Source organism: Gordonia sp. 'Campus' (assembly GCF_022206305.1).
Classification (GTDB): Bacteria; Actinomycetota; Actinomycetes; order Mycobacteriales; family Mycobacteriaceae; genus Gordonia.
In genome coordinates this window covers 195,832-217,190 of the sequence record NZ_JAKOIW010000002.1, presented here as the reverse complement: position 1 = coordinate 217,190, position 21,359 = coordinate 195,832, and the positions used below count along the sequence as shown (strand labels likewise).

Sequence of the window (21,359 nt, the reverse complement as noted above, 5' to 3'; positions counted from 1 at the left end):
ACGTACTCGCATGTCACGTCGAGCGGACACGGCGAGAGTGGGCACGCGCGGATCGGGCCGATCCAGAACGCGCCGAGAATGTGCGGCAGCACGGTGAATGGCGCAGCGTCTCTGCGCCTGCTGAGTGCTCAGACGGCCTTCGATCGAAGCGGCCGGAAACCTGCATGCCCTGGGATTGCCCGGGCGAGGGTTCCGGCGGCCACTACCGAGGACCGATCTGGCTCGTCGTTCCGCACTGCCACGAGTTCACGGCAACGATCCGTGGCCAGCCTAGCATCGAGCGCTGTCAATACCTCAATACGACAAACCGGCCGCCCCCGATTCGGGGACGGCCGGTGGAAGTCGGTGCGATCAGCGGCGCAGGCCGAGACGCTCGATGAGCGAACGGTAGCGGTTGATGTCGACCTTGGCGACGTACTTCAGCAGACGACGACGGCGTCCGACCAGCAGCAGCAGCCCGCGGCGGCTGTGGTGGTCGTGCTTGTGCTGCTTGAGGTGCTCGGTGAGGTCGACGATGCGCTTGGTCAGCATGGCGACCTGGGCTTCGGGCGAACCGGTGTCGGTCTCGTGCAGACCGTACTCGGCGAGGATTTCCTTCTTCTGCTCGACAGTCAAAGCCATGGTTGTACTCCTGATTCTCAGTACCGCGTTCACAAGACTCGGGTGCGCCACCGCGGACTGCAGCAACACCGACTGGCCAGGTTACCCGGCGCGACGGGCCGGACCCAAATCCGGCGAAGGGAGCGGGCCGCTAACCCTCAGTTCTCCGCCGCGGCCAGGATCTCCCTGGTCTTGGTGACGTCGTCGCCCATGGCGCTGATCAGGTCGTCGACCCCGTCGAACTGTTCCATCCCGCGGATGCGATGCACGAAGTCGACGGCGACGTGCTGACCGTAGAGGTCGGCGCTCTTGTCGAGGACGAATGCCTCGACGGTGCGGGTACGGCCGGAGAAGGTCGGGTTGGTGCCCACCGACACCGCGGCCTGGTAGCGCTCCCCCGGTTCGACCTCGCCGACGACCGGGCCCGCACCGAGGATGGTGAACCAGGCGGCGTAGACGCCGTCGGCGGGGATGGCGGCGTACATCGGTGGCGCGACGTTGGCCGTCGGGTACCCGAGGTCGCGGCCGCGGCCGTCGCCCCGGACGACCACACCCTCGACGCGGTGCGGCCGGCCGAGGGCCTCGGTCGCCCGGTCGACGTCGCCGGCGGCGACACAGGATCGGATGTAGGTCGAGGAGAAGGTAACGGCATGTTCGCCGAAGAGCGACACCGATTCCACGGTGAACCCGAACTTGCCGCCGAGCTCGGCGAGCTTCGAGACGTCACCGGCGGCCTTGCGCCCGAACGTGAAGTTGTCGCCGACCACGACGACGGCCGCATGCAGCGTCTCCACCAGGATGTCGTGGGCGAAGTCCTTGGGCGACCGGGCGGCGAGTTCCGGCGTGAACGGCATGACGCAGAAGACGTCGATGCCCAGTTCCTCGGCCAGTTCCGCTCGACGCGTCAGGGTCGTCAGTTGCGGCGGATGCGATCCCGGCCGGACGACCTCGGACGGGTGCGGGTCGAAGGTCATCAGCACCGAGGGGACACCGTGCTCCGCGGCCGCCGACGTGGCGGCATTGATGAGCTCGGCATGTCCGCGGTGCACACCGTCGAAGACACCTATGGTGACCACGCACCGTCCCCAGTCCGCAGGGATGTCGTCAAGACCTCGCCAACGCAACACGCGACCAGAGTACGGGCAGCGGGTGTTCCAAACCACCACCGCCACTCGGATTTGCGGTCGGGCTAAGCTCTTGGTCATGCCTCGGGGATCGGATCGTCCGGTGACAGAACTGTCACAGGTCACCCAGGACTATCTGAAGGTCATCTGGACCAGCCAGGAGTGGGAAGACGTCAAGGTCACCACCAAGCTGCTGGCCCAGTCGCTCGGTGTGTCCGCGTCGACCGCGTCGGAGGCGATTCGCAAGCTCGCCGACCAGGGTTTCGTCTCGCACGAGCCGTACGGTGCGGTCACCCTCACCGACGAGGGCCGGTCCGCGGCGATCCTGATGGTGCGCCGTCACCGCTTGATCGAGACGTTCCTGGTGCGCGAGCTCGGTTACCGGTGGGACGAGGTGCACGACGAGGCCGAGATCCTCGAACACGCGGTGTCCGACCGTCTGATGGCCCGGCTGGACGCGAAACTCGGCTTCCCCGACCGGGATCCGCACGGCGATCCCATTCCCGCATTGGACGGCACCATCCCCGCGCCGGATGCGGCGCTGCTCGCCGACCTCGATGTGGGTGCGTCGGGTGCCATCGCCCGGATCTCCGACACCGATCCCGAGATGCTGCGCTACTTCGACCAGGTTGGCGTCGCCCTCGACTGCGTCGTGACCGTGGCCGAGAAACGTCCCTTCGCGGGGACGATCTCGGTGTCACTCGACGACGCCGCCCCGATCGATCTCGGCGACATCGCCGCACGCGCCATCTTCGTCGTGCCGCGCGGCTGAACAGGTCCGGTCAGCGGAGGGTGGCCGGCCGGACCACCATCACCGAACTCGCGCGGCGGCCCTTCTCCTGGATCAGGGCGATCGCCTGCTCGCGCGGGTCGACGACCACGTAGATCTCTTTGCGCCCGATCGGCTCGAGCCACCGCCCCTGGCTGATGGACTCGGCCTCGTCGTCGTCGATGTCCCGGCGCGGGAACGAGATCTTGACCGCCTCGTCGATGTCGAGGCTCACGTGGGGTCGCTCACGGACGTCGTCGAGCGTGCGCGCGTGGTCGAGCGTGAACGGGCCGACGGCGGTCCGCCGCAGCTCGGTGAGATGGCCGCCGACTCCCAGCGCGGCGCCGAGGTCACGGGCGAGCGATCGGATGTAGGTGCCCGACGAACAGTCAACGGCAACATCGAGATCGACGAATCCCCCATCGCGCCGGGTGGCGAGCAGCTCGAAGCGGGAGACGGTCACCGGCCGGGCGGCCAGGTCGAACTCGGCCCCGGTCCGCACCAGGGCGTGGGCGCGCCGCCCGTCGACCTTGATCGCGCTCACCTTCGCCGGGACCTGCTGGATGTCGCCCGTGAGATCGGCCATGGCCGTGGCGATCTCCTCGTCGGACACACCCGACGCGTCGGTGGAGTCGAGAATCTCGCCCTCGCGGTCGTCGGTGGTCGTGGACGCGCCGAGGCGGATGGTGGCCGTGTAGGACTTCGTGGTCAACGACAACAGTCCGAGAAGCTTTGTGGCGCGCTCGATCCCGACGACGAGCACTCCCGTGGCCATCGGGTCGAGGGTGCCCGCATGGCCCACCCGGCGGGTGTTGAAGATCTTCCGGCAGCGCGACACCACGTCGTGACTGGTGATCCCGGCCTCTTTGTCGACGATGAGCAGGCCGGCGTTCTCGATGGTCGCATCGGCCATGTCAGGTCAGCGCGATCGTGGTGGTGATGATGCCCCGGTCGACGAGCCATCGCCCGCCGAACTCCAGCAGCGGCGCTCCCCCGTCGGCGGCGGCGGGATCGATGAGGATGCGCGAGGTGAAGGTCCCGGAGTTCGGCGTCGATTGTTCGAAGGTGATGTGGGCGTCCTCGAATCCGAGCCAGCGTTTGGCGACCGGGAACCATGCCTTGTACGTCGCCTCCTTGGCGCAGAACAACAACCGGTCCCAGTGGAGGTCCCCCGACCGGGTCGCGAGCACCTCGCGTTCGGCCGGCAGACTCGTGTGCTCGAGCACGCCGTCGGGCAGGCTGTCGTGCGGCTCGGCGTCGATGCCGAGCGAGCGCACCGCCATGGCATACGCCACCGTCGCCGCGCGATAGCCGTCGCAGTGTGTGAGGCTGCCCACGATCCCGGCTGGCCAGACCGGTGCGCCCTTGTCGCCCTTGAGGATCGGGACCGGATCGTGACCGAGCTCTCCCAGCGCCTGGCGGGCGCAGTGCCGGACGGTGGTGAACTCGCGGCGGCGCTTCTCCACCGCACGCGAGATCAGGCTCTGCTCGGCGGGCATCAGGACCAGACCGGGCGGGTCGGTGAACGCCTCCGCCGAGGCGACGCCCGCGGGCAGGAGTTGCTCGATCATCGGTCGTCCTCTCGCGCTTGCCGTTCGGCCTGTCTCTGCGCCTGTCGTGTGCGCCGTTCCGCCTGCCGCTGCTCGACGCGCTGCCGGAACTCGGCGGCCCGTTCGGCATAGTCCGGGGGCAGATCGAAGCGCACCCCGTGTTCGGGCAGGTCGGCCGCGACGAGACCGTCTCCGGGAACGATGTTGCGCATCAACGGGTTCGGCAGGCCGCGCCGCTTCCATTCGCGCGGATAGCCCACCGACACCTCCTCGAACCGGATGCCGTCGTACCACGTGGTGCGCGGGATGTGCAGATGGCCGTACACGCAGCACGCGGCGTTGAAGTCCTTGTGCCAGTCGGCGGTCAGCTCGCTGCCGCACCACAGTGCGAACTCCGGGTAGATCAGCGCGTCGCACGGTTCGCGCCGCAGCGGCCAGTGGTTGATGAGGACCGTCTTCTCCGCCGGGTCGATCGCCTCCAGCCGGCGGCGCGTGATCTCGATGCGCGCGCGGCCCCAGGCGTCCCGGGTCGGGAACGGTTCGGGCGACAGCAGGAATTCGTCGGTCGCGACGACATTGCGTTCCCGCGCGAGAGCGAGCGCGGTCAGCTTGTTCGCGGTGCCCTCCGGCCGGAACGTGTAGTCGTACAGCAGGAACATCGGCACCACGCGAACCGGGTCCGTACCGTCCTCCGGGTCGAACAGCGGGTAGATGTCCTCGGGCGTGACCACGCCGATGTCGCGGCAGGCCTGCACCAGATAGTCGTAGCGCGCGACGCCGAACAGCTGTAGCGGGTCCTTGGCCGTCGTGTACAGCTCGTGATTGCCCGGGACCCACACGACGGTGGAAAAGCGCGTGCGCAACCGCCGGAGCGTGTCGATGATGTCGTCGGTGCGCTCGGCGACGTCACCGGCCACGATGAGCCAGTCCCCCGCCGAGGTCGGTCGGATGCTGTCGACGATGTGCTCGTTGCCCCGATGGGCGATGTGCAGATCGCTGATCGCCCACAAAGTAGCCACGAGGATCCATCGTGCCAGAGTCGCGCGCTCAGGCGCGGACCGCACCCGCCTGCCGCCAGCGTCCGGATCGGATCCGCCACACCACGGTGGCCAGCCGGACGAGCATGAACACCACCAGACCCGACCACACCCCGGCCAGTCCCCAGTCGAAGACCAGCGACAGCCAGATCAGCGGCAGGAACCCGACCAGCGCCCCGGTCAGGGTCGCGGTCCGCAGGAACGCCGCATCACCGCTGCCGAGGAGCACACCGTCGAGGGCGAAGACGACCCCGGCGATCGGCAGCATGCCGACGAAGAACCACCACGGCACGCCGACCGCGTCGAGCACGGACGCATCGGAGGTGAAGATCCGCGGGATCAGCGTCGCGCCGGCGGCGAAGATCGCCGCCATCGCGGTCGCGGCGATCAGCGACACGACGGTCACCCGCCGGGCGACCGAATCCGCGACCCCGAGCCGTCCGGCGCCCAGCGCCGCACCAACGAGGGCCTGGGCAGCGATGGCGAGGGAGTCGAGGAACAGGGCCATGAACTCCCACAGTTGCAGCACCAGCTGGTGGGCGGCGACCTGCGCGACCCCGAAACGTGCGGCGACCGCGGCCGCCGAGACGAAACAGATCTGGAACGACAGACTGCGGACGACGAGATCTCGGGCCATGACCAACTGCGCCCGGATGATCGACCAGTCAGGTGTGAAGGCACCTACCCCGGGTCCACCGTCCGATGCGTCGGCCACCGAGACCCGGCGCGCCTCACGGCTCACCCGCACGGCGAAGAGCAACCCGGTGAGACCCTGTCCGATCACGTTGGCCACCGCGCTGCCGTCCAGCCCCAACCGCGGGAAGGGGCCGACACCGTGGACCAGGCCGACGACGAGGACCGCGGCGACCGACAGCCCGACGACCACGTACACGACGGGGCGGCGGGTGTCCTGCACACCGCGCATCCACCCGTTGCCCGCCATCGACAGCAAGATCAGCGGCACCCCGAAGATCGCGATCCGCAACCAGCCTGCCGCGTCGTCGGCGACCGCTGCGGATTCCGGCGCGGCGGTCCCGACGAGCACGCGCATGACGACGGGAGCGCAGGGGTAGGTGACCGCGACGATCAGGATGCCCACGGCCACGGCGATCCAACTGGCCTGCACCCCTTCCAGGACGGCACCGGGACGGTCGCCGGAGCCGAAGCGCCGCGCCGAGCGTGCGGTGGTGCCGTAGGACAGGAAGGTCAGCTGGGTGCTGACGATCGACAGGACCAACGTCCCGACGCCCAGGGCGGCGAGTTCCGCACCGCCGAGGCGGCCGACGACGGCGAGGTCGAGCAGCAGGTACAGCGGCGGTGCGATGAGGACCGCGAGCGCTGACACGGTCAGCGTCGCGATGCGCGCGACTCCGACGTTCTGAAGGCCGGCGGTGTCCTGGTTCAGAGCGACTCCAGCAGCCTCGCGACGACCTCGTCGGCAGTGCCGGTGTCGCTGTATCCGGAGGCCTGCCGATGGCCGCCGCCGCCATGCGCCCGCGCGATCGGCACGAGGTCCACCACGTCCTTGGAGCGCAGCGAGATGGTCCACACGCCGGGCTCACCCTCCTTGAAGACCGCGGCGACCTCGGCTTCCCGCGCGGTGCGGATGGTGTCGACAACACTCTCGGATTCTTCCCAGCTCATGCCCGCGAGCGCCTGCTGGTCGACGACGGCGTAGACGAGCCCTTCGCCGTTGCAGGCCGTCGGCACCAGCCGGGCCGAGGCCAGGACGCCCGACATCATCGAGAACCAGGCGAACGGATGCGAATCGAAGAGGATCCGGCTCCACCTGCGGGCGTCCACCCCGGTCTCCAGCAACCGCGCCGCGACCCGGAACGACCCGGGCCGCGCCCACCGGAACGACCCGGTGTCGGTGGTGAGCCCGGCGTAGATGCAGGTCGCGATGTCAGCATCGAGGTCGACGCCGAGCGCGTCGAGCACGTCCAGAACCAGGACAGCGGTGCAGTCGGCAGCGGGATCGACCAGATCGAGGTCACCGAAACCGGGATTCGACGCATGGTGGTCGATGGTCACGGAGGTCTGCGCCGCCGCGAAGACCGCACCGAGGGACTCGAGGCGTTCGAGGTTGGCGGCGTCGACCGCGACCACGAGCGGATGCCCCACGACCTCGTCGGGCGGGCACAGCAGCTTGCCGCCGGGCAGCCCGGCGAGCGAGGCCGGAAGCGGCTCGCTCCCGGGATAGGAGACCTCGACCTCGACGCCTCGGCGGTCGAGCGCCAGCCCCAGCGCCAGACCGCTGCCGATCGTGTCCGCATCCGGGCGGACATGACAGCAGATGGTCACCGCGGTCGCGGAGGCCAGCGTCTCGGCGATCGCCGCGCTCGACGAACTGCTCACTCCTGGGTACCGGCGGATTCGTCGGGGGTCGCGTCGGCGTCGTCGGCCGTGCGGTACGGGTCGGTGTCGCCGGCGGGCTTCGCCTCGGCGGCGCGACGAGCGACCATCTCGTCGTTGGCCCGGGCTCGGGCGACGAGTTCCTCCATCTGCCGTGCCGCGTCGGGGACGGTGTCGAGCACGAACCGCAGGGTCGGGGTGAAGCGCACACCGGTGCCCGCTCCGACCTTGGATCGCAGCACACCGGTCGCCTTCGCCAGGCCCGCGGCGGCGGCCTCGAAGTCGGGCTCGTCGTCGAGCGACTCGCCCATCACCGTGTAGTAGATGGTCGCGTCGTGGAGATCGTTGGTCACCCGGGCGTCGGTGACCGTCACATACGCCAGTCGCGGATCCTTGATCTCGGAGGCGATCGCCGACGCGACGATCGACGAGATCCGCTTGGCCAGGCGCTGTGCTCGTGCGGGATCAACCATCGCAGAGTCCTTTCGTAGCGCTGCGTGCGCGCCGGCCCTGTCCGGACCGGCGCGCACCACAGCTGTCGAGATGACGTACGAGTCAGCAGTTCACCGCGTCAGTCGCGCGGCTTCTCCCGCAGCTCGTAGGTCTCGATCACGTCGTCCACCTTGATGTCCGAGTAGGTCAACGTGAGACCACATTCGTAGCCTTCGCGCACCTCGGTCGCATCGTCCTTCTCGCGCTTGAGCGAGGACACGGTGAGGTTCTCGGCGACCACGACGTTGTCACGCAGCAAGCGTGCCTTGGCATTACGCCGCATGATGCCCGACTGCACGAGACAACCGGCGATGTTGCCGACCTTCGACGACTTGAAGATGGCGCGGATCTCGGCGCGGCCGAGTTCCACCTCTTCGTAGATCGGCTTGAGCATGCCCTTGAGCGCGCTCTCGATCTCGTCGATGGCCTGGTAGATCACCGAGTAGTACCGGATGTCGACGCCCTCGCGGTTGGCCAGCTCGGTGGCCTTGCCCTCCGCGCGCACGTTGAAGCCGATGATGATCGCATCCGAGGCCGCCGCCAGGTTGACGTTGGTCTCGGTCACGCCACCGACACCGCGGTCGATGATCCGCAGCGAGACCTCGTCGCCCATCTCGATGTTCAGCAGGGCCTCTTCGAGGGCCTCGACCGTACCCGAGTTGTCACCCTTGAGGATGAGGTTGAGCTGGCTGGTCTCCTTGAGAGCCGAATCCAGGTCTTCCAGGCTGATCCGCTTACGGCTGCGAGCGGCGAGCGCGTTGCGCTTGCGTGCGTTGCGCCGGTCGGCGATCTGCCGGGCGATGCGGTCCTCCTCGACCACGAGCAGGTTGTCGCCTGCGCCGGGGACCGAGGTGAAACCGATGACCTGGACCGGACGCGACGGCAGTGCCTCGGGCACGTCGTCGCCGTGCTCGTCGACCATGCGACGCACACGACCGTAGGCGTCGCCGGCGACGATCGAGTCGCCGACCTTCAGCGTGCCGCGCTGGACGAGCACGGTCGCCACCGGGCCACGACCGCGGTCGAGGTGCGCCTCGATGGCGACACCCTGCGCGTCCATGTCCGGGTTCGCCCGCAGGTCGAGCGACGCGTCCGCGGTGAGCAGCACGGCTTCGAGCAGCGCGTCGATGTTCTCGCCCTGCTTGGCCGAGATGTCGACGAACATGGCGTCGCCGCCGTACTCCTCGGGGATCAGGCCGTACTCGGTCAGCTGCCCGCGGATCTTCTGCGGGTCGGCGCCTTCCTTGTCGATCTTGTTCACCGCGACCACGATCGGCACGTCGGCCGCCTGGGCGTGGTTGACCGCCTCCACCGTCTGCGGCATGACACCGTCGTCGGCCGCGACCACGAGGATCGCGATGTCGGTGGCCTTGGCACCGCGGGCACGCATGGCGGTGAACGCCTCGTGACCCGGGGTGTCGATGAACGTGATCAGGCGATCCTCACCGTTGAGGTGGGTGTTCACCTGGTAGGCACCGATGTGCTGGGTGATACCGCCGGCCTCGCCCTCACGGACGTTGGCCTTACGGATCGTGTCGAGCAGTCGGGTCTTACCGTGATCGACGTGGCCCATGACGGTGACCACCGGCGGACGCTGTTCGAGGTCTTCCTCGCCGCCCTCGTCCTCGCCGTAGGTGAGGTCGAAGCTGTCGAGGAGCTCGCGGTCCTCGTCCTCGGGGCTGACCACCTGGACGCGGTAGTTCATCTCCGAGCCGAGCAGCTCCAGCGTCTCGTCGTTGACCGACTCGGTCGCCGTGACCATCTCGCCGAGATTGAACAGCGCCTGGACCAGCGATGCCGGGTTGGCGTCGATCTTGTCGGCGAAGTCCGAGAGCGATGCACCGCGGGCGAGGCGGATGACCTCACCGTTGCCGCGCGGCAGCCGGACGCCACCGACGGCCGGTGCCTGCATGTTCTCGTACTCGGCGCGTTTCGCACGCTTCGACTTGCGTCCGCGTCGCGGGGCACCGCCGGGACGACCGAAGGCACCTGCGGCACCGCCGCGGCCACGACCGCCGCCGCCACCGCCGCCGGGACGTCCGCGGAAGCCACCACCGGGAGGACCTCCCGGTGCGCCGCCGGGAGCGCCGCCACCGCGGTAACCGCCGCCGCCACCGCCGGGTCCGCCACGACCTCCGCCTGCGCCGCCACGACCGCCCGGACGGGCGTCGGGACGCGCTGCGCGAGACGGCATGGCGCCGGGGCTGGGACGCGGGGGCATGTTGCCCGGGTTCGGACGGGGACCGCCCTGACCGGGTGCGGGACGACCGCCACCGGGGCGGGGGCCACTCTGGCCCGCGGGGCCGGGACGACCGCCGCCGGGGCGAGGACCTGCCTGGCCGGGACCGGGACGGGCTGCCGGACGTGGCGCGGGCGCCGGGGCCGACGAGTACGGGTTGTTGCCGACCCGCGGGGCACGCGGGCCCGGCTTGGGTCCGGGACGAGCGCTCGGACCCGGAGTGGACGCCGGAGCCGACGGAGCTGCCGGGGCGGCCGGTGTCGCCGAAGCGGCCGGGGCCTGCGGCGCCGGTGCCGCGGGCGTCGGTCGGGGTGCGGGTCGCTCGGCGGCGGGCGCCGGTGCCGGGGTTTCCACCGGAGCCGGGGCCGGCCGCGGTGCGCCCGGCTTGGGACCGCTGCTGCGGGGTGCGGGTGTCGGACCGGCGGCGGGTGCCGCCGGGGTGGGCGCACCGGGCTTCGGTGCGCTCTGGCCGCCGGACGGCTTGGGTCCGGGTTTGGCCGACTGGCGCGGGCCGGGCGCCGCGGACGACTTAGAGTCCTTGGCTGCCCCGTCCTTGCCGGGGAATGATTCACGCAGTCGACGGGCCACGGGGGCCTCAACCGTCGACGACGCCGATTTGACGAACTCGCCCTGTTCCTTCAGACGCTCGAGCACCTGTTTGCTGGTGACGCCGAGTTCCTTGGCCAGTTCGTGCACGCGGGCTTTGCCTGCCACTGCTCTCCTCACTTGGAGGCCAAGCGGCTCACCCGCTACGGCCTCGATTTAAGTCCGGTACATGCTCATCGTGACTTCACGGTGTGCTCATGTCTTCTGCTACCTGTTCCGGCTCCGGGGAGCCATCCTCTGGTGGTCGATCACGCCGAGCTGTTCGGCGAGATCCTCCGGGTCCACGGTCAGACCGGGGGTCCGGAGTGCCGCGGCGAAGGCTCGGCGTCGCGTCGCGGTGGAGATGCACTCCGACCGCGCGTGCAGCCACGCGCCTCGCCCCGGCATGGTCTTCGCGGGATCGACCACGATCATCGGGGTGTCCTCACGCATCTGCGCGACGACACGGACCAGATCGCCGGTCTCTGCCCGCTGCCGACAACCGACGCACATCCTGATGGGGGTGGCGCCCGTTGGCGTACTCGGGGCGGATCGCTGAACCATCGATCAGTCTAGCGCGATCGCGCACGCCAGGAACAATCGGCCGCTCCCGCGGGTCACTCGTGTCCGTCCCCGGCAGCGGGCGCGGCATCCGAGCGGATGTCGATCCGCCAGCCGGTCAGGCGCGCGGCGAGGCGGGCGTTCTGGCCCTCCTTGCCGATCGCCAGCGACAACTGGTAGTCCGGCACGACGACCCGGGCGGCCTTCGCCTCCGCGTCGACGACGGTCACCGAGACAACCTTCGCGGGGGACAGCGCATTCCCGACGAAGACGGCGGGGTCGGTGTCGTAGTCGATGATGTCGATCTTCTCGCCGGCCAGTTCGCTCATCACGTTGCGCACGCGCTGCCCCATCGGGCCGATGCACGCACCCTTCGCGTTCAGTCCGGCGACACCGGTGTGGACGGCGATCTTCGACCGATGACCGGCCTCGCGAGCAACGGCCACGATCTCCACCGAACCGTCCTCGATCTCGGGCACCTCGAGGGAGAAGAGTTTGCGCACCAGGTTGGGGTGCGTCCGCGACAGGGTGATCTGCGGTCCGCGCGATCCGCGGCTGACGCCGACGACGTAGCACTTGATGCGGTCGCCGTGGGTGTAGACCTCGCCGGGCACCTGCTCGGCCGACGGAATGATTCCCTCGGTGCTGTTGGCGTCGCTGCCGATCTGGACGACGACCATCCCGCGGGCGTTGGCGCGCGAGTCCTGCTGCACGACGCCACCGACGATCTCGCCCTCGTGGGCGACGAGGTCACCGAAGTTCTTCTCGTTCTCCGCGTCGCGGAGTCGTTGCAGGATGACCTGCCGTGCGGTGGTCGCGGCGATCCGCCCGAATCCCTCCGGGGTGTCGTCCCACTCGTGGACGACGTTGCCGTCCTGATCCACCTCCTGAGCCATCACGCGCACGGCACCGGACTTGCGGTTCACATCCACGCGCGCGTGCGGTGCGAACCCGTCGGTGTGGCGGTAAGCGGTGAGCAGCGCCGTCTCGATGGCGGTGATGACCGTCTCGATCGGGATGCCCTTGTCGGCCTCGATCATGCGCAGGGCGGCGATGTCGATGTTCATGTCGTCGGTCTCCTATTCACTTGTCGTGTTCATTTGTGGTGTGCACTTCGCGGGCGGCGGCGGGCGCGCGGCGACGTTCGATCTCCTCGGGTTCGAGGCCGCACAGCTCGAGTTCGCGGACACTCGGCTGGGAGAAGTCCACCTGCACCACGGCTTTCGTCACGGCCCCGAGGTCGACGCTCTCCACGGCGATGCGCCCCTTGTGATTCGCGACCACCTGCACCGAGTTCGGCGGATCGTCGAGCAGTCGGCCGATGCGACCGCTCACCGTGCGCGCCTCCGATCCGGGGTCTCCCGCCACCTCGACGACGACTCGGCGGCCGCGATTGCGACGCCAGTGCCGGGGATGCGTCAGCGGACTCTCCACGCCCCGCGAGGTCACCTCGAGCACGTAGGCGAGATCGGCGAATTCGGGCGTCGCGTCGAGGACGTCGGAGATCTGGTTGCTGAGTTCGGCGAGGACGTCGAGGTCGCTCCCGCCGTCGCGGTCGACGACGACGGACAGTTCCTCCTGCCCGTCCCGAGTGCGCACCGTGACGTCTTCGAGATCGAATCCCCGTTCGGCGACAAGCTTTTCGACGAGTTCGCTCACGTGCGTCGGGCTGATCGACATGCCACTCCCCTCGTCTTCAGTTGTCGGGCCGTGCCGGGTGTCGCACGACGTTGCTCGGTGAACATCGTAGTGGATCCATCGCGCGCAGCACTGCTGGCATCATGTCCCGGGTGAGCATGCCCCCGATCGAGCGAAGCACCGTTCGGCAGCCGGTCGACCGCCGGACCGCGTTACGCGGCGGACTCGTCGCGAGCGTGGCGGTGGCCGGCGCCGGAATGGCCGGCCTCGGCCTGACCGGGTGCGACACGTCGCCCTCTGCCGAGACCCTCCTCGCCGAGTCGCTCGTGCCGCTGGTGCGGTCCGCGCTGGCCGACGAGGGCGCCGCCCGTGCCCTGATACCCGTCGAGCCCGGCTACGGCGCAGCGCTGCGGGTGGTCGCCGATCAGCGTGCGCAGCACGCCCGCGCCCTGCGGGAGGAGATCATCCGTCTCGACCAGGACGTCGCGAGCACACTCGACCGACCGTCCGCGTCCGCCTCGCCGTCGGCGTCGGGATCGGAGTCGGCGGCGCCAGGCATGCCGCCGGGCTCCCCGTCGCTGGCGGGTCTACGTGCGGACCTCGGCTCCGCGAGCACCCAGGCCCACGACCTGGCACTGTCCGCAGGCGGTTACGCCTCCGGCCTCACCGGGTCCATCGCGGCCGCGATCACATCGATGCGAGAGGTTCAGCTGGCATGACGACACCGCTGACGAGCGCCGCCCCCGCCGCGGGGTCCGACGATCCGCTCGTCGTGGCCGCCCAGACGGAGAACGCGGCCATCTTCACCTACGGTGTGATCACCGCGTTCGTCTCGGCATCCCGGCGTCGCACGGTCGCCGACTACGCCGCCGCGCATCGCGCGCGGCGCGACGAGATCGACCGCGCGATCACCGCAGCCGGAGACACCCCGCCGCTGCCCGCGGCCGGTTACACCCTCCCCGTCGATGTCACCGACCCCACCACGGCGGCGCGCGCCGCGCTGAGTGCCGAAGAGGACTGCACGGTTGCCTACCGGGCCCTGCTGGAGCAGGCCGACGACGAGTCGGGCCGGCGAATCGGGGTCGACGGCCTCACCGAGAGCGCGGTCCGTGCCGCCCGCTGGCGCGCCGTGCTGCAGCAGACACCGGTCACGATCGCGTTCCCGGGGTCGGCCGGCAACGGGTGATCGGTCAGCCGCGAGCCGCGGCGACGACCGCCTCGACCGCCCCGTCGACGGCCACCTCGGTGGCCTCGCCGGTGAAGCGGTCGCGGACCTCGATCGTGCCGTTCGCATAACCGCGTCCGACGACCACCACCGTCGGCATCCCGAGGAGTTCGGCGTCCTTGAACTTCACCCCGGGTGAGGCCTTGCGATCGTCCAGCAGCACCTCGAGGCCTGCGGCGTCCAGGTCGGCGGCCAACTGCTCCGCGCCGGCGACGGCGGCCTCGTCCTTGTTCGCGATCACCAGGTGAACTGCGAACGGCGCCACCGACTTCGGCCACCGCAGACCCTTGTCGTCGTGCGATTGTTCGGCGATCACCGCGACCAGACGCGACACGCCGACGCCGTAGGAACCCTGGGTCAGCCGGACGGGTTTGCCGTTCTCGCCCAGCACGTCGACCTCGAAGGCGTCGGTGTACTTCTGCCCGAGCTGGAAGATGTGACCGATCTCGATCCCCTTGGCGCTCACCAGCGGACCGGCGCCGTCCGGGGACGGGTCTCCGTCGCGGATCTCGGCCGCCTCGACGGTGCCGTCTGCGGTGAAGTCCCGGCCGGCCACGAGACCGACGTAGTGCCGGCCCGGCTGATCGGCTCCGGTGATCCACGACGTCCCGTCCACCACGCGCGGGTCGACGAGGTAGCGGATGCCGTTGTCGGCCAGCCCCTTCGGGCCGATGTACCCCTTCACGAGGAACGGGTTGGCGGCGAAGTCGGCGTCGGTGAGCAACTCGACCTCGGCCGGTTCGACGGACGCTTCGAGGCGCTTGAAGTCCACCTCGCGGTCCCCGGGGACGCCGATGCCGGTGATCTCCCAGTCACCGCCGGGCGCACGCAGTTTCACCATCACGTTCTTCAGGGTGTCGGCCCCGGTGTACTCGCGGTCGAATGTCGCGTTCGCCCACTCGACGAGCGTGTCGATCGTCGGGGTGTCGGGGGTGTCGTGCACCTGTGCGTCGGGCAGTCCGTCGAAGGGCACCGGGTCGGGAGCGCGGGTCACGACCGCTTCCACGTTGGCGGCATAACCGGACTCCACACACCGGACGAAGGTGTCCTCGCCGACGGCGGACTCGGCCAGGAACTCCTCCGAAGCGCTGCCGCCCATCGCGCCCGAGGTGGCGGCGACGATCACGTAGTCGATCTCCAGACGCGCGAAGATCTTCTGGTACGCCTCGCGGTGGGCGTTGTAGGCGGCCTTGAGGCCGTCGTCGTCGAGGTCGAAGGAGTAGGCGTCCTTCATCACGAACTCACGGCCGCGGAGGATGCCGGCGCGCGGCCGCTCCTCGTCGCGGTACTTGGTCTGGATCTGGTAGAGGATGACCGGCATGTCCTTGTAGGACGAGTACTCGCCCTTCACCAGCGTGGCGAACAGTTCCTCGTGGGTCGGGCCGAGGAGCATGTCGGCTCCCTTGCGGTCCTTCAGCCGGAACAGGGCGTCGCCGTACTCCGTCCACCGGTTGGTGGTGTCATAGGGCTCGCGAGGCAGCAGCGCGGGCAGGAGGATCTCCTGACCGCCGATCGCGTTCATCTCCTCGCGGACGACGGACTCGATCGCCTTGAGCACGCGCAGGCCCAGTGGCAGCCACGAGTAGACCCCGGGGGCGACGCGGCGGACATATCCCGCTCTCACCAGCAACTTGTGGCTGGGGACCTCGGCGTCGGCGGGGTCGTCGCGCAGGGTCCGCAGGAACAGGGTCGACATGCGTGTGATCACGACGAACCAGCTTAGTTATGGTGTTGCGGTGCTCGTCATCCTGCCTCCCTCAGAAACGAAATCCGACGGCGGGAACGGTGCCCCTCTCGACCTCGACACCCTGTCGTTGACCGAACTCAACCCGATCCGCAAACGACTCGGTGAGGCGATCGTCGATCTCGCCGCCGACCTCGACGCGAGCCGGACCGCGCTCGGACTCGGCGCCACGCAGCTCGGCGAGATCGAGCGGAATGCCGATCTGTGGCTCTCCCCCACCCGCCCGGCCATCGAGCGCTACACCGGCGTCCTCTACGACGCGCTGGATCATGCGTCGCTGACAAAGGCGGGCAAGGCCAAGGCGGCCGATCGGCTGGCGATCGGATCGGCGTTGTTCGGCGTCGTCCGCGCTCCCGATCGGATACCCGCCTACCGGTTGTCCGGCGGATCGAAGCTCCCCGGGATGCCCACTCTGGCGTCCATCTGGAAACCGGCACTGTCCCCCGCCCTCGACGCGCTCGACGATTTCGTCGTCGATCTGCGGTCGGGCGTCTACCACCAGCTCGGCCCGGTTCGGGCCGCGGTGACCGCGACGGTCATGACCGAACAGCCCGATGGGTCCCGCACCGTCGTCAGCCACTTCAACAAGCACTACAAGGGTCTGATGGCGCGTGCGCTCGTCCGCACCCGGCGCACTCTGCGCGACGTCAACGGCCTGGCGGCGGTTCTCACCGACGCGGGTCAGCGCGTCGAGATCGTCGACGACCACCGCATCGTCGTGCTGACCGACTGATTCACTCCGCGCCGAAGTCGAACAGCGTCGCGCCGCCGGGCTCGACGGTCTGCAGGGCGGTCGCACGCCGCGGGTCCACCCGGTACACGTACCAGGGCGGCGGCCCCGCCGACGGCGCACTGAATTCCGCGGTGAGTGCGGTTCCGGTCTCGTCGACGCGACACGGCCAGCCGTCGTCGGCCCACAGCGCGGCGAGTTCGGCGACCACCTTCGGGTCGTCGATGCGTCGCGCGTCGCCCTCCACGACGAGATCGACGTCGTCGAGCGCGATCGACAGGGTGCAGCGCGGGTCTCGTGCGAGATTGCGGGCCTTGCGGGTCGACGGCCCGGTCTCCAGCCACACCGCACCCTCATGCCACAGCGCACCGATGCCGGTGACGTGCGGACTGCCGTCGGCATTGATCGTGGCGATCCACCACGTGTGCCGGTCGGGACCGCCGGTGCCCGGCGCCTGGGAGACCCCGGCGTCGAGACACGCGGCGACGAGTTCCCAGGCGAGGGTGTCGACGTCGTACAGCTCAGCGAGATTCTTGGTGTCCATACCGGGGCAGACCGCCCGCGGAACCGGAACTCATCGCCGGTCGTCGGGTTCCGGTGCGCTCGCGTGGGCGTCGACGCCGGAGTCGGCGGCCTCCTGCGCCGCCTGTCCCTCGGCCACCTGTTCGGGGGTGAACCGCATGAACAGGACGACGACGGCCGCGATCACCGCGATGCCCGCGCAGGCGGCGAAGGCGAGACCGTAGCCCTCCGCCTGGGCAGCGAGCTGGGTGGCGTTCATGCTCTCGACCGGTTCCGTCGTGCCGCCCTTGGACAGGGCGCGCGAGGTCACCATCGCGCCCACGACCACCAGGCCCACCGCCCCGCCCAGGTTCTGGGCGACCTGCGCCAGCGCGGTCAGCGGTCCGATCTCGTTGGGGCCGACCCCGGCGACCACCGACAGGGTGAGCGGGATGACCGCCAGTCCGACGCCGAAGCCGATCACGACGACGGGGATGAAGATGCTGGGGAAATAGCTCGGCGAGTCGGTCGCGATCGAGGAGGCGTAGAGGCAACCCGCGAGGATCACCGCACCGCCCACGAGTACCAGCCACCGCGGTTGGATCATGAGCGCGAGCTTCGACGCGATGGCCGCGGCGACGCCGAGACCGAACGCGAACGGCACGACGGCGAGCCCGCTCTGGATGGGCGAATACTGCAGGATGCCCTGCAGATACAGCGAGATGAACACCGCCATGCACATCATGATCATGCTGGCGAACAGGATCGCCAGCAGCGCTGCTACCCGAGAGCTGTTGTCGAACAGCGAGAACGGCAGGATCGGATTGCGTGCGCGACGCTCCACCAACACGAAGGCGACGAGGGCCACCGCTCCGAGGATGAAGGAACCGACGACGACGGGTGAACCCCAGCCGTTGGGCCCCTCGTTGACCGCGAGCACGAGCAGGGTCGCGCCAAGAGTGCCCAAGACCGCGCCCGGGACGTCGAGGGGTAGGCGCTCGCCCTGGGATTCACGCAGCGCGACGATCGCACCCACGACCACCAACAGGCCGATGGGCACGTTGATCAGGAACACCAGGCGCCACGACACCTCGGTCAGCACTCCGCCGAGGATGAGTCCGGCCACCGACCCGACCCCGGTCATCGCCGCGTAGACCGCGAACGCCTGGCTGCGCGGCTTGCCGGGTGCGAAGGTGGTGGCGACCAGGGCCATGGCCGTCGGCGCGGCGATCGCGGCCGACGCGCCCTGCAGTGCGCGCCCGACGAGGAGGCTCGCCTCGTTCCATGCGAGTCCGCAGAGCAGCGAGGTCAGCGTGAAGGCGACCACCCCGACGATGAACATGCGTTTGCGACCGAAGGTGTCGCCGAGTCGTCCACCGAGGAGCATGAGTCCGCCGAAGGCGAGGACGTAGGCACTGATGACCCAATTGGCACCCGACTCCGACAACGAGAGCGCGTCCCGGATGCTCGGGAGTGCCAGTGCGGCGACGGTACCGTCGAGCACCACCAGCAGTTGCATCCCGGACAGCACCAGGATCGGCAGACCGAACACCGGACGGAACTGCGCGCTGCCCGGCGCCCCGGTGTGCACGGTTCCGGTGTTCGCAGCTCCGGGAGTCGACATAGAGAACGACCGTACCGGCCGACGGCTCCGACATGCCAATCCCCATTGGTTCGGTCGGCCCCGAACGATCAGAACCCGAACCGGTCAGGCGCCCTCGGTGAACGCGGCCACGTCGCCGATGACGACGATCGCCGGCGGTCGCAGCCCCTGCGCCTCGGCGACCTCGCCGGCGTGGGCGAGATCGGTGCGCAGGAGTCGCTGGGTCGGCAGCGACCCGTTCTCGATCATCGCCACCGGGGTGTCGGGTCGACGGCCGCCCTCGAGCAGCGCGTCGGCGAAGACGTCGACGCGTTCGACGGCCATCATCAGCACGAGGGTGCCACGGAGCCTGCCCATCGCCGACCAGTCGATCAGCGAGTCGGGGTGGCCGGGCGGTACGTGCCCCGACGCGATCACGATCTCGTGGGTGACGCCTCGGTGGGTGACCGGGATGCCCGCCGACGCCGGCGCGGCGATCGAACTGCTGATGCCCGGCACCACCGTCACCGGGACGCCGGCGGCCACACAGGCCTGCAGTTCCTCGAAGCCCCGTCCGTAGACGTACGGGTCACCGCCCTTGAGGCGGACCACGAACTTGCCCTCTTTCGCCTTGGCGACGAGGACGTCGTTGATCGCCTCCTGCTTCATCGCCCGGCCGTAGGGCACCTTCGCGGCGTCGATGATCTCCACCTGCGGTCCGAGCTCGGCCAGCAGTTCGGGCGGGGCCAGCCGATCGGCGACCACGACGTCGGCCTCGGCGAGCAGCCGCTGCCCGCGGACGGTGATGAGGTCGGGATCGCCGGGCCCGCCGCCGACGAGCGCGACTCCGGCGGCATGCGGCGCGGCGTCGTCGATGCTGAGCGATCCGTCGGCCAGCGCGCGGCTCATCGCGGCGCGGAGTGCGGCCGACAGCTTGTGGTCGCCGCCGGCGAGGACACCGAACTGGACGTCGCGGTGCCGGCCCGACGCCGGTGTGACCGCGGTCCCGTGGCGGGCGTCGTCGGCGCGCACGCAGAACGTGTGCCTGCGCTCGGCCTCGGCGACCACCGCCTCGTTGACGTCCGGGTCGTCGGTGCAGGCCATCGCATACCAGGCGCCCTCGAGGTCGCCGTCGACGTACCGGCGCTGGGTGACGGTGATGCCCGCGAAGGACTCGACGGCGGGCGTGGGATCGAGCGCGACGACGTGCACGTCGGCTCCCGCCGCCACCAGGTTCGGCAGACGCCGTTGCGCAACGGATCCGCCGCCCACCACGACGACCTTGCGTCCGCGGAGGTCGAGGCCGACCAGGTAGTGCCCCTCTCCCGAGGGGAAGGCGTCAGGCCCGGGGGCAGTCGGGGGCCCCGGGACGTTCGACCCCGGGACGTTCGACAGGGCGGAGTCAGGCTCGGACATGGGAGCTGACACTACCGGGCAGTGCGCCACCACCCGTCCCCGTGCGGGTGTGACGAACGCCCTAGAGCGACGACCCGCCGGTCCCGGCCATCCCCCGGACCCGCTGTCGCTCGAGCGCGCGTTCACGCGACTCCTCGAACTTGCGCACCTTGATGTCCATCTGTTCGAGGAACTCCGCCAGCCGCTCGCGATAGTGCTCGCCCAGGGGGCCGAAGTCGTCGCGTTCGAAGATGCGCCACTTGCGCAGCACCGGCATGACGACATCCGACATGTGTTGCGGCAGATCGTAGATACCGCCCTTGGCGATGAGCACGGCGTTGCGCCGGAAGTTCGGCATCGTCGCGCCCGGCATCTGGAAGTTCGACACGATCGCGTAGATGGCGGCCATGGCCTGGTCGGGCACCAGGTCGAGCGCGCCGGCCACGATGTTGCGATAGAAGAGCATGTGCAGGTTCTCGTCGGCGGCGACCCGCTGCAGCATGCGGTCGGCGATCGGGTCACCGCAGGCCTTGCCGGTGTTGCGGTGCGAGACGCGCGTCGCCAGTTCCTGGAAACTGACGTAGGCGACCGCGAACAGCATGTCGAAGCTGTGGTCGCGCTGCCCGTCGTCCTCGGACAGCGGATTGAACCCGGACGTCATGTGCGCCATACGGACTTCCTCGAGTTCCACCGGATCGACGCCCCGGGTCACCACGAGGTAGTCGCGCATCACGATCGAGTGGCGGTTCTCCTCGGCGGTCCAGCGCCCCACCCACCAGCCCCAGGCGTCGTCGAGGCCGAAGTTGTCGGCGATCACCCGGTGATACGACGGCAGGTTGTCCTCGGTGAGCAGATTGGTGATCATCGCGGCCTTCGCGACGTCGGACAGCCGGGACTGCGCGGGGTCCCAGTCCTCGCCGCCCAGCGCGGCGAAGTTGCGTCCGTCGTCCCAGGGCACGTAGTCGTGCGGATGCCAGTCGCGGGTCATCTTCATGTGCCGTTCGACCTCGGTCTCACAGACCGGCAGCAGTTCGCGCAGCAGGTCCGATCCGGTCATCCCGGTGTCGTTCATCTCGGGCGGTCCGATGAGGGTGGTCACGTGATCTCCTGGTCGCAGGCGGGTGGTCGGGCGACCACTGTCGGTCGTACCGTCCACTCTCGGCGATGCGACGGGTGTTGCTCGTGAGGCCAAAGTCCCGCCTCCATGGGGTCCGACGTCGCGAGTTACGGCG

At 69.5% G+C, this 21,359-nt stretch carries 21 protein-coding genes; 4 read left to right on the top strand and 17 right to left on the bottom strand.

Annotated elements, in window-relative coordinates:
* Positions 1–351 precede the first annotated feature (351 nt).
* Both rpsO and MAY35_RS03020 read right to left on the bottom strand, forming a co-directional pair.
* On the bottom strand, positions 352–621 hold the full coding sequence (rpsO, locus tag MAY35_RS03025) for a 30S ribosomal protein S15 (RefSeq protein WP_188329069.1): 270 nt from the start codon (positions 619–621) through the stop codon (positions 352–354).
* Positions 622–758: 137 nt separating this feature from the next.
* The gene (locus tag MAY35_RS03020; RefSeq protein WP_238419142.1) at positions 759–1,727 is read right to left on the bottom strand and encodes a bifunctional riboflavin kinase/FAD synthetase; all 969 of its coding nucleotides are present in this window, start codon (positions 1,725–1,727) and stop codon (positions 759–761) included.
* A gap of 100 nt (positions 1,728–1,827) precedes the next feature.
* On the opposite strand from MAY35_RS03020, the gene MAY35_RS03015 reads away from it, so the two are divergent.
* On the top strand, positions 1,828–2,496 hold the full coding sequence (locus tag MAY35_RS03015) for a metal-dependent transcriptional regulator (protein ID WP_374237914.1): 669 nt from the start codon (positions 1,828–1,830) through the stop codon (positions 2,494–2,496).
* 10 nt (positions 2,497–2,506) lie between these two features.
* Here MAY35_RS03015 and truB read toward each other — a convergent pair whose 3' ends face one another.
* From truB to rimP, 10 genes are all read right to left on the bottom strand, one after another.
* Complete coding sequence (gene truB / locus MAY35_RS03010) at positions 2,507–3,406, bottom strand: tRNA pseudouridine(55) synthase TruB (protein WP_238419140.1); 900 nt, start codon at positions 3,404–3,406, stop codon at positions 2,507–2,509.
* A gap of 1 nt (position 3,407) precedes the next feature.
* Positions 3,408–4,064, bottom strand: coding sequence for a 4'-phosphopantetheinyl transferase (locus MAY35_RS03005; protein ID WP_238419139.1), 657 nt, complete (start codon positions 4,062–4,064; stop codon positions 3,408–3,410).
* Positions 4,061–5,062 carry a metallophosphoesterase gene (locus MAY35_RS03000; protein ID WP_238419138.1) on the bottom strand — a complete coding sequence of 334 codons (1,002 nt, stop codon included), beginning with the start codon at positions 5,060–5,062 and terminating at the stop codon, positions 4,061–4,063. The genes MAY35_RS03005 and MAY35_RS03000 overlap by 4 nt, the downstream gene beginning before the upstream one ends.
* Before the next feature lie 28 nt (positions 5,063–5,090).
* On the bottom strand, positions 5,091–6,431 hold the full coding sequence (locus MAY35_RS02995; protein ID WP_281063083.1) for an MATE family efflux transporter: 1,341 nt from the start codon (positions 6,429–6,431) through the stop codon (positions 5,091–5,093).
* A gap of 50 nt (positions 6,432–6,481) precedes the next feature.
* Positions 6,482–7,438 carry a bifunctional oligoribonuclease/PAP phosphatase NrnA gene (locus MAY35_RS02990; protein WP_238419137.1) on the bottom strand — a complete coding sequence of 319 codons (957 nt, stop codon included), beginning with the start codon at positions 7,436–7,438 and terminating at the stop codon, positions 6,482–6,484.
* Positions 7,435–7,908, bottom strand: a complete 474-nt coding sequence (gene rbfA / locus MAY35_RS02985; protein ID WP_238419136.1) for a 30S ribosome-binding factor RbfA — start codon at positions 7,906–7,908, stop codon at positions 7,435–7,437. The genes MAY35_RS02990 and rbfA overlap by 4 nt, the downstream gene beginning before the upstream one ends.
* A 98-nt stretch (positions 7,909–8,006) precedes the next feature.
* Positions 8,007–10,880, bottom strand: a complete 2,874-nt coding sequence (gene infB / locus MAY35_RS02980; RefSeq protein WP_238419135.1) for a translation initiation factor IF-2 — start codon at positions 10,878–10,880, stop codon at positions 8,007–8,009.
* 99 nt (positions 10,881–10,979) lie between these two features.
* A complete protein-coding gene (locus MAY35_RS02975) occupies positions 10,980–11,264 on the bottom strand; it encodes a YlxR family protein (RefSeq protein WP_238419364.1) in 285 nt (94 codons plus the stop codon).
* Positions 11,265–11,368: 104 nt separating this feature from the next.
* Entirely contained in the window at positions 11,369–12,379 is a 1,011-nt protein-coding gene (gene nusA, locus MAY35_RS02970; protein WP_238419134.1) for a transcription termination factor NusA, read from the bottom strand.
* A gap of 16 nt (positions 12,380–12,395) precedes the next feature.
* Positions 12,396–12,992, bottom strand: a complete 597-nt coding sequence (gene rimP / locus MAY35_RS02965) for a ribosome maturation factor RimP (protein ID WP_238419133.1) — start codon at positions 12,990–12,992, stop codon at positions 12,396–12,398.
* A 116-nt stretch (positions 12,993–13,108) separates the two neighbouring features.
* On the opposite strand from rimP, the gene MAY35_RS02960 reads away from it, so the two are divergent.
* Positions 13,109–13,669 carry a hypothetical protein gene (locus MAY35_RS02960; RefSeq protein ID WP_238419363.1) on the top strand — a complete coding sequence of 187 codons (561 nt, stop codon included), beginning with the start codon at positions 13,109–13,111 and terminating at the stop codon, positions 13,667–13,669.
* On the top strand, positions 13,666–14,136 hold the full coding sequence (locus tag MAY35_RS02955) for a ferritin-like domain-containing protein (RefSeq protein WP_238419132.1): 471 nt from the start codon (positions 13,666–13,668) through the stop codon (positions 14,134–14,136). Before MAY35_RS02960 ends, MAY35_RS02955 begins: the two co-directional genes overlap by 4 nt.
* A gap of 4 nt (positions 14,137–14,140) precedes the next feature.
* Here the strand turns inward: MAY35_RS02955 and MAY35_RS02950 are convergent, their stop codons facing one another.
* Positions 14,141–15,871 carry a proline--tRNA ligase gene (locus MAY35_RS02950; protein ID WP_238419361.1) on the bottom strand — a complete coding sequence of 577 codons (1,731 nt, stop codon included), beginning with the start codon at positions 15,869–15,871 and terminating at the stop codon, positions 14,141–14,143.
* Between MAY35_RS02950 and yaaA the strand changes: the two genes are divergently transcribed.
* Entirely contained in the window at positions 15,870–16,652 is a 783-nt protein-coding gene (yaaA, locus tag MAY35_RS02945) for a peroxide stress protein YaaA (RefSeq protein WP_245403539.1), read from the top strand. The two genes, MAY35_RS02950 and yaaA, sit on opposite strands and share 2 nt — an antisense overlap.
* 1 nt (position 16,653) lies before the next feature.
* On the opposite strand, the gene MAY35_RS02940 is transcribed toward yaaA, so the two are convergent.
* From MAY35_RS02940 to MAY35_RS02925, 4 genes are all read right to left on the bottom strand, one after another.
* On the bottom strand, positions 16,654–17,193 hold the full coding sequence (locus tag MAY35_RS02940; RefSeq protein WP_238419130.1) for a pyridoxamine 5'-phosphate oxidase family protein: 540 nt from the start codon (positions 17,191–17,193) through the stop codon (positions 16,654–16,656).
* 30 nt (positions 17,194–17,223) lie between these two features.
* Positions 17,224–18,774, bottom strand: a complete 1,551-nt coding sequence (locus tag MAY35_RS02935; RefSeq protein ID WP_238419129.1) for a DHA2 family efflux MFS transporter permease subunit — start codon at positions 18,772–18,774, stop codon at positions 17,224–17,226.
* 84 nt (positions 18,775–18,858) lie between these two features.
* Positions 18,859–20,148 (bottom strand): uroporphyrinogen-III C-methyltransferase, encoded by a 1,290-nt coding sequence (gene cobA / locus MAY35_RS02930; protein ID WP_238419128.1) that lies wholly within the window; start codon positions 20,146–20,148, stop codon positions 18,859–18,861.
* 61 nt (positions 20,149–20,209) lie between these two features.
* Positions 20,210–21,226, bottom strand: a complete 1,017-nt coding sequence (locus MAY35_RS02925) for an acyl-ACP desaturase (RefSeq protein WP_238419127.1) — start codon at positions 21,224–21,226, stop codon at positions 20,210–20,212.
* Between the last annotated feature and the right edge of the window lie 133 nt (positions 21,227–21,359).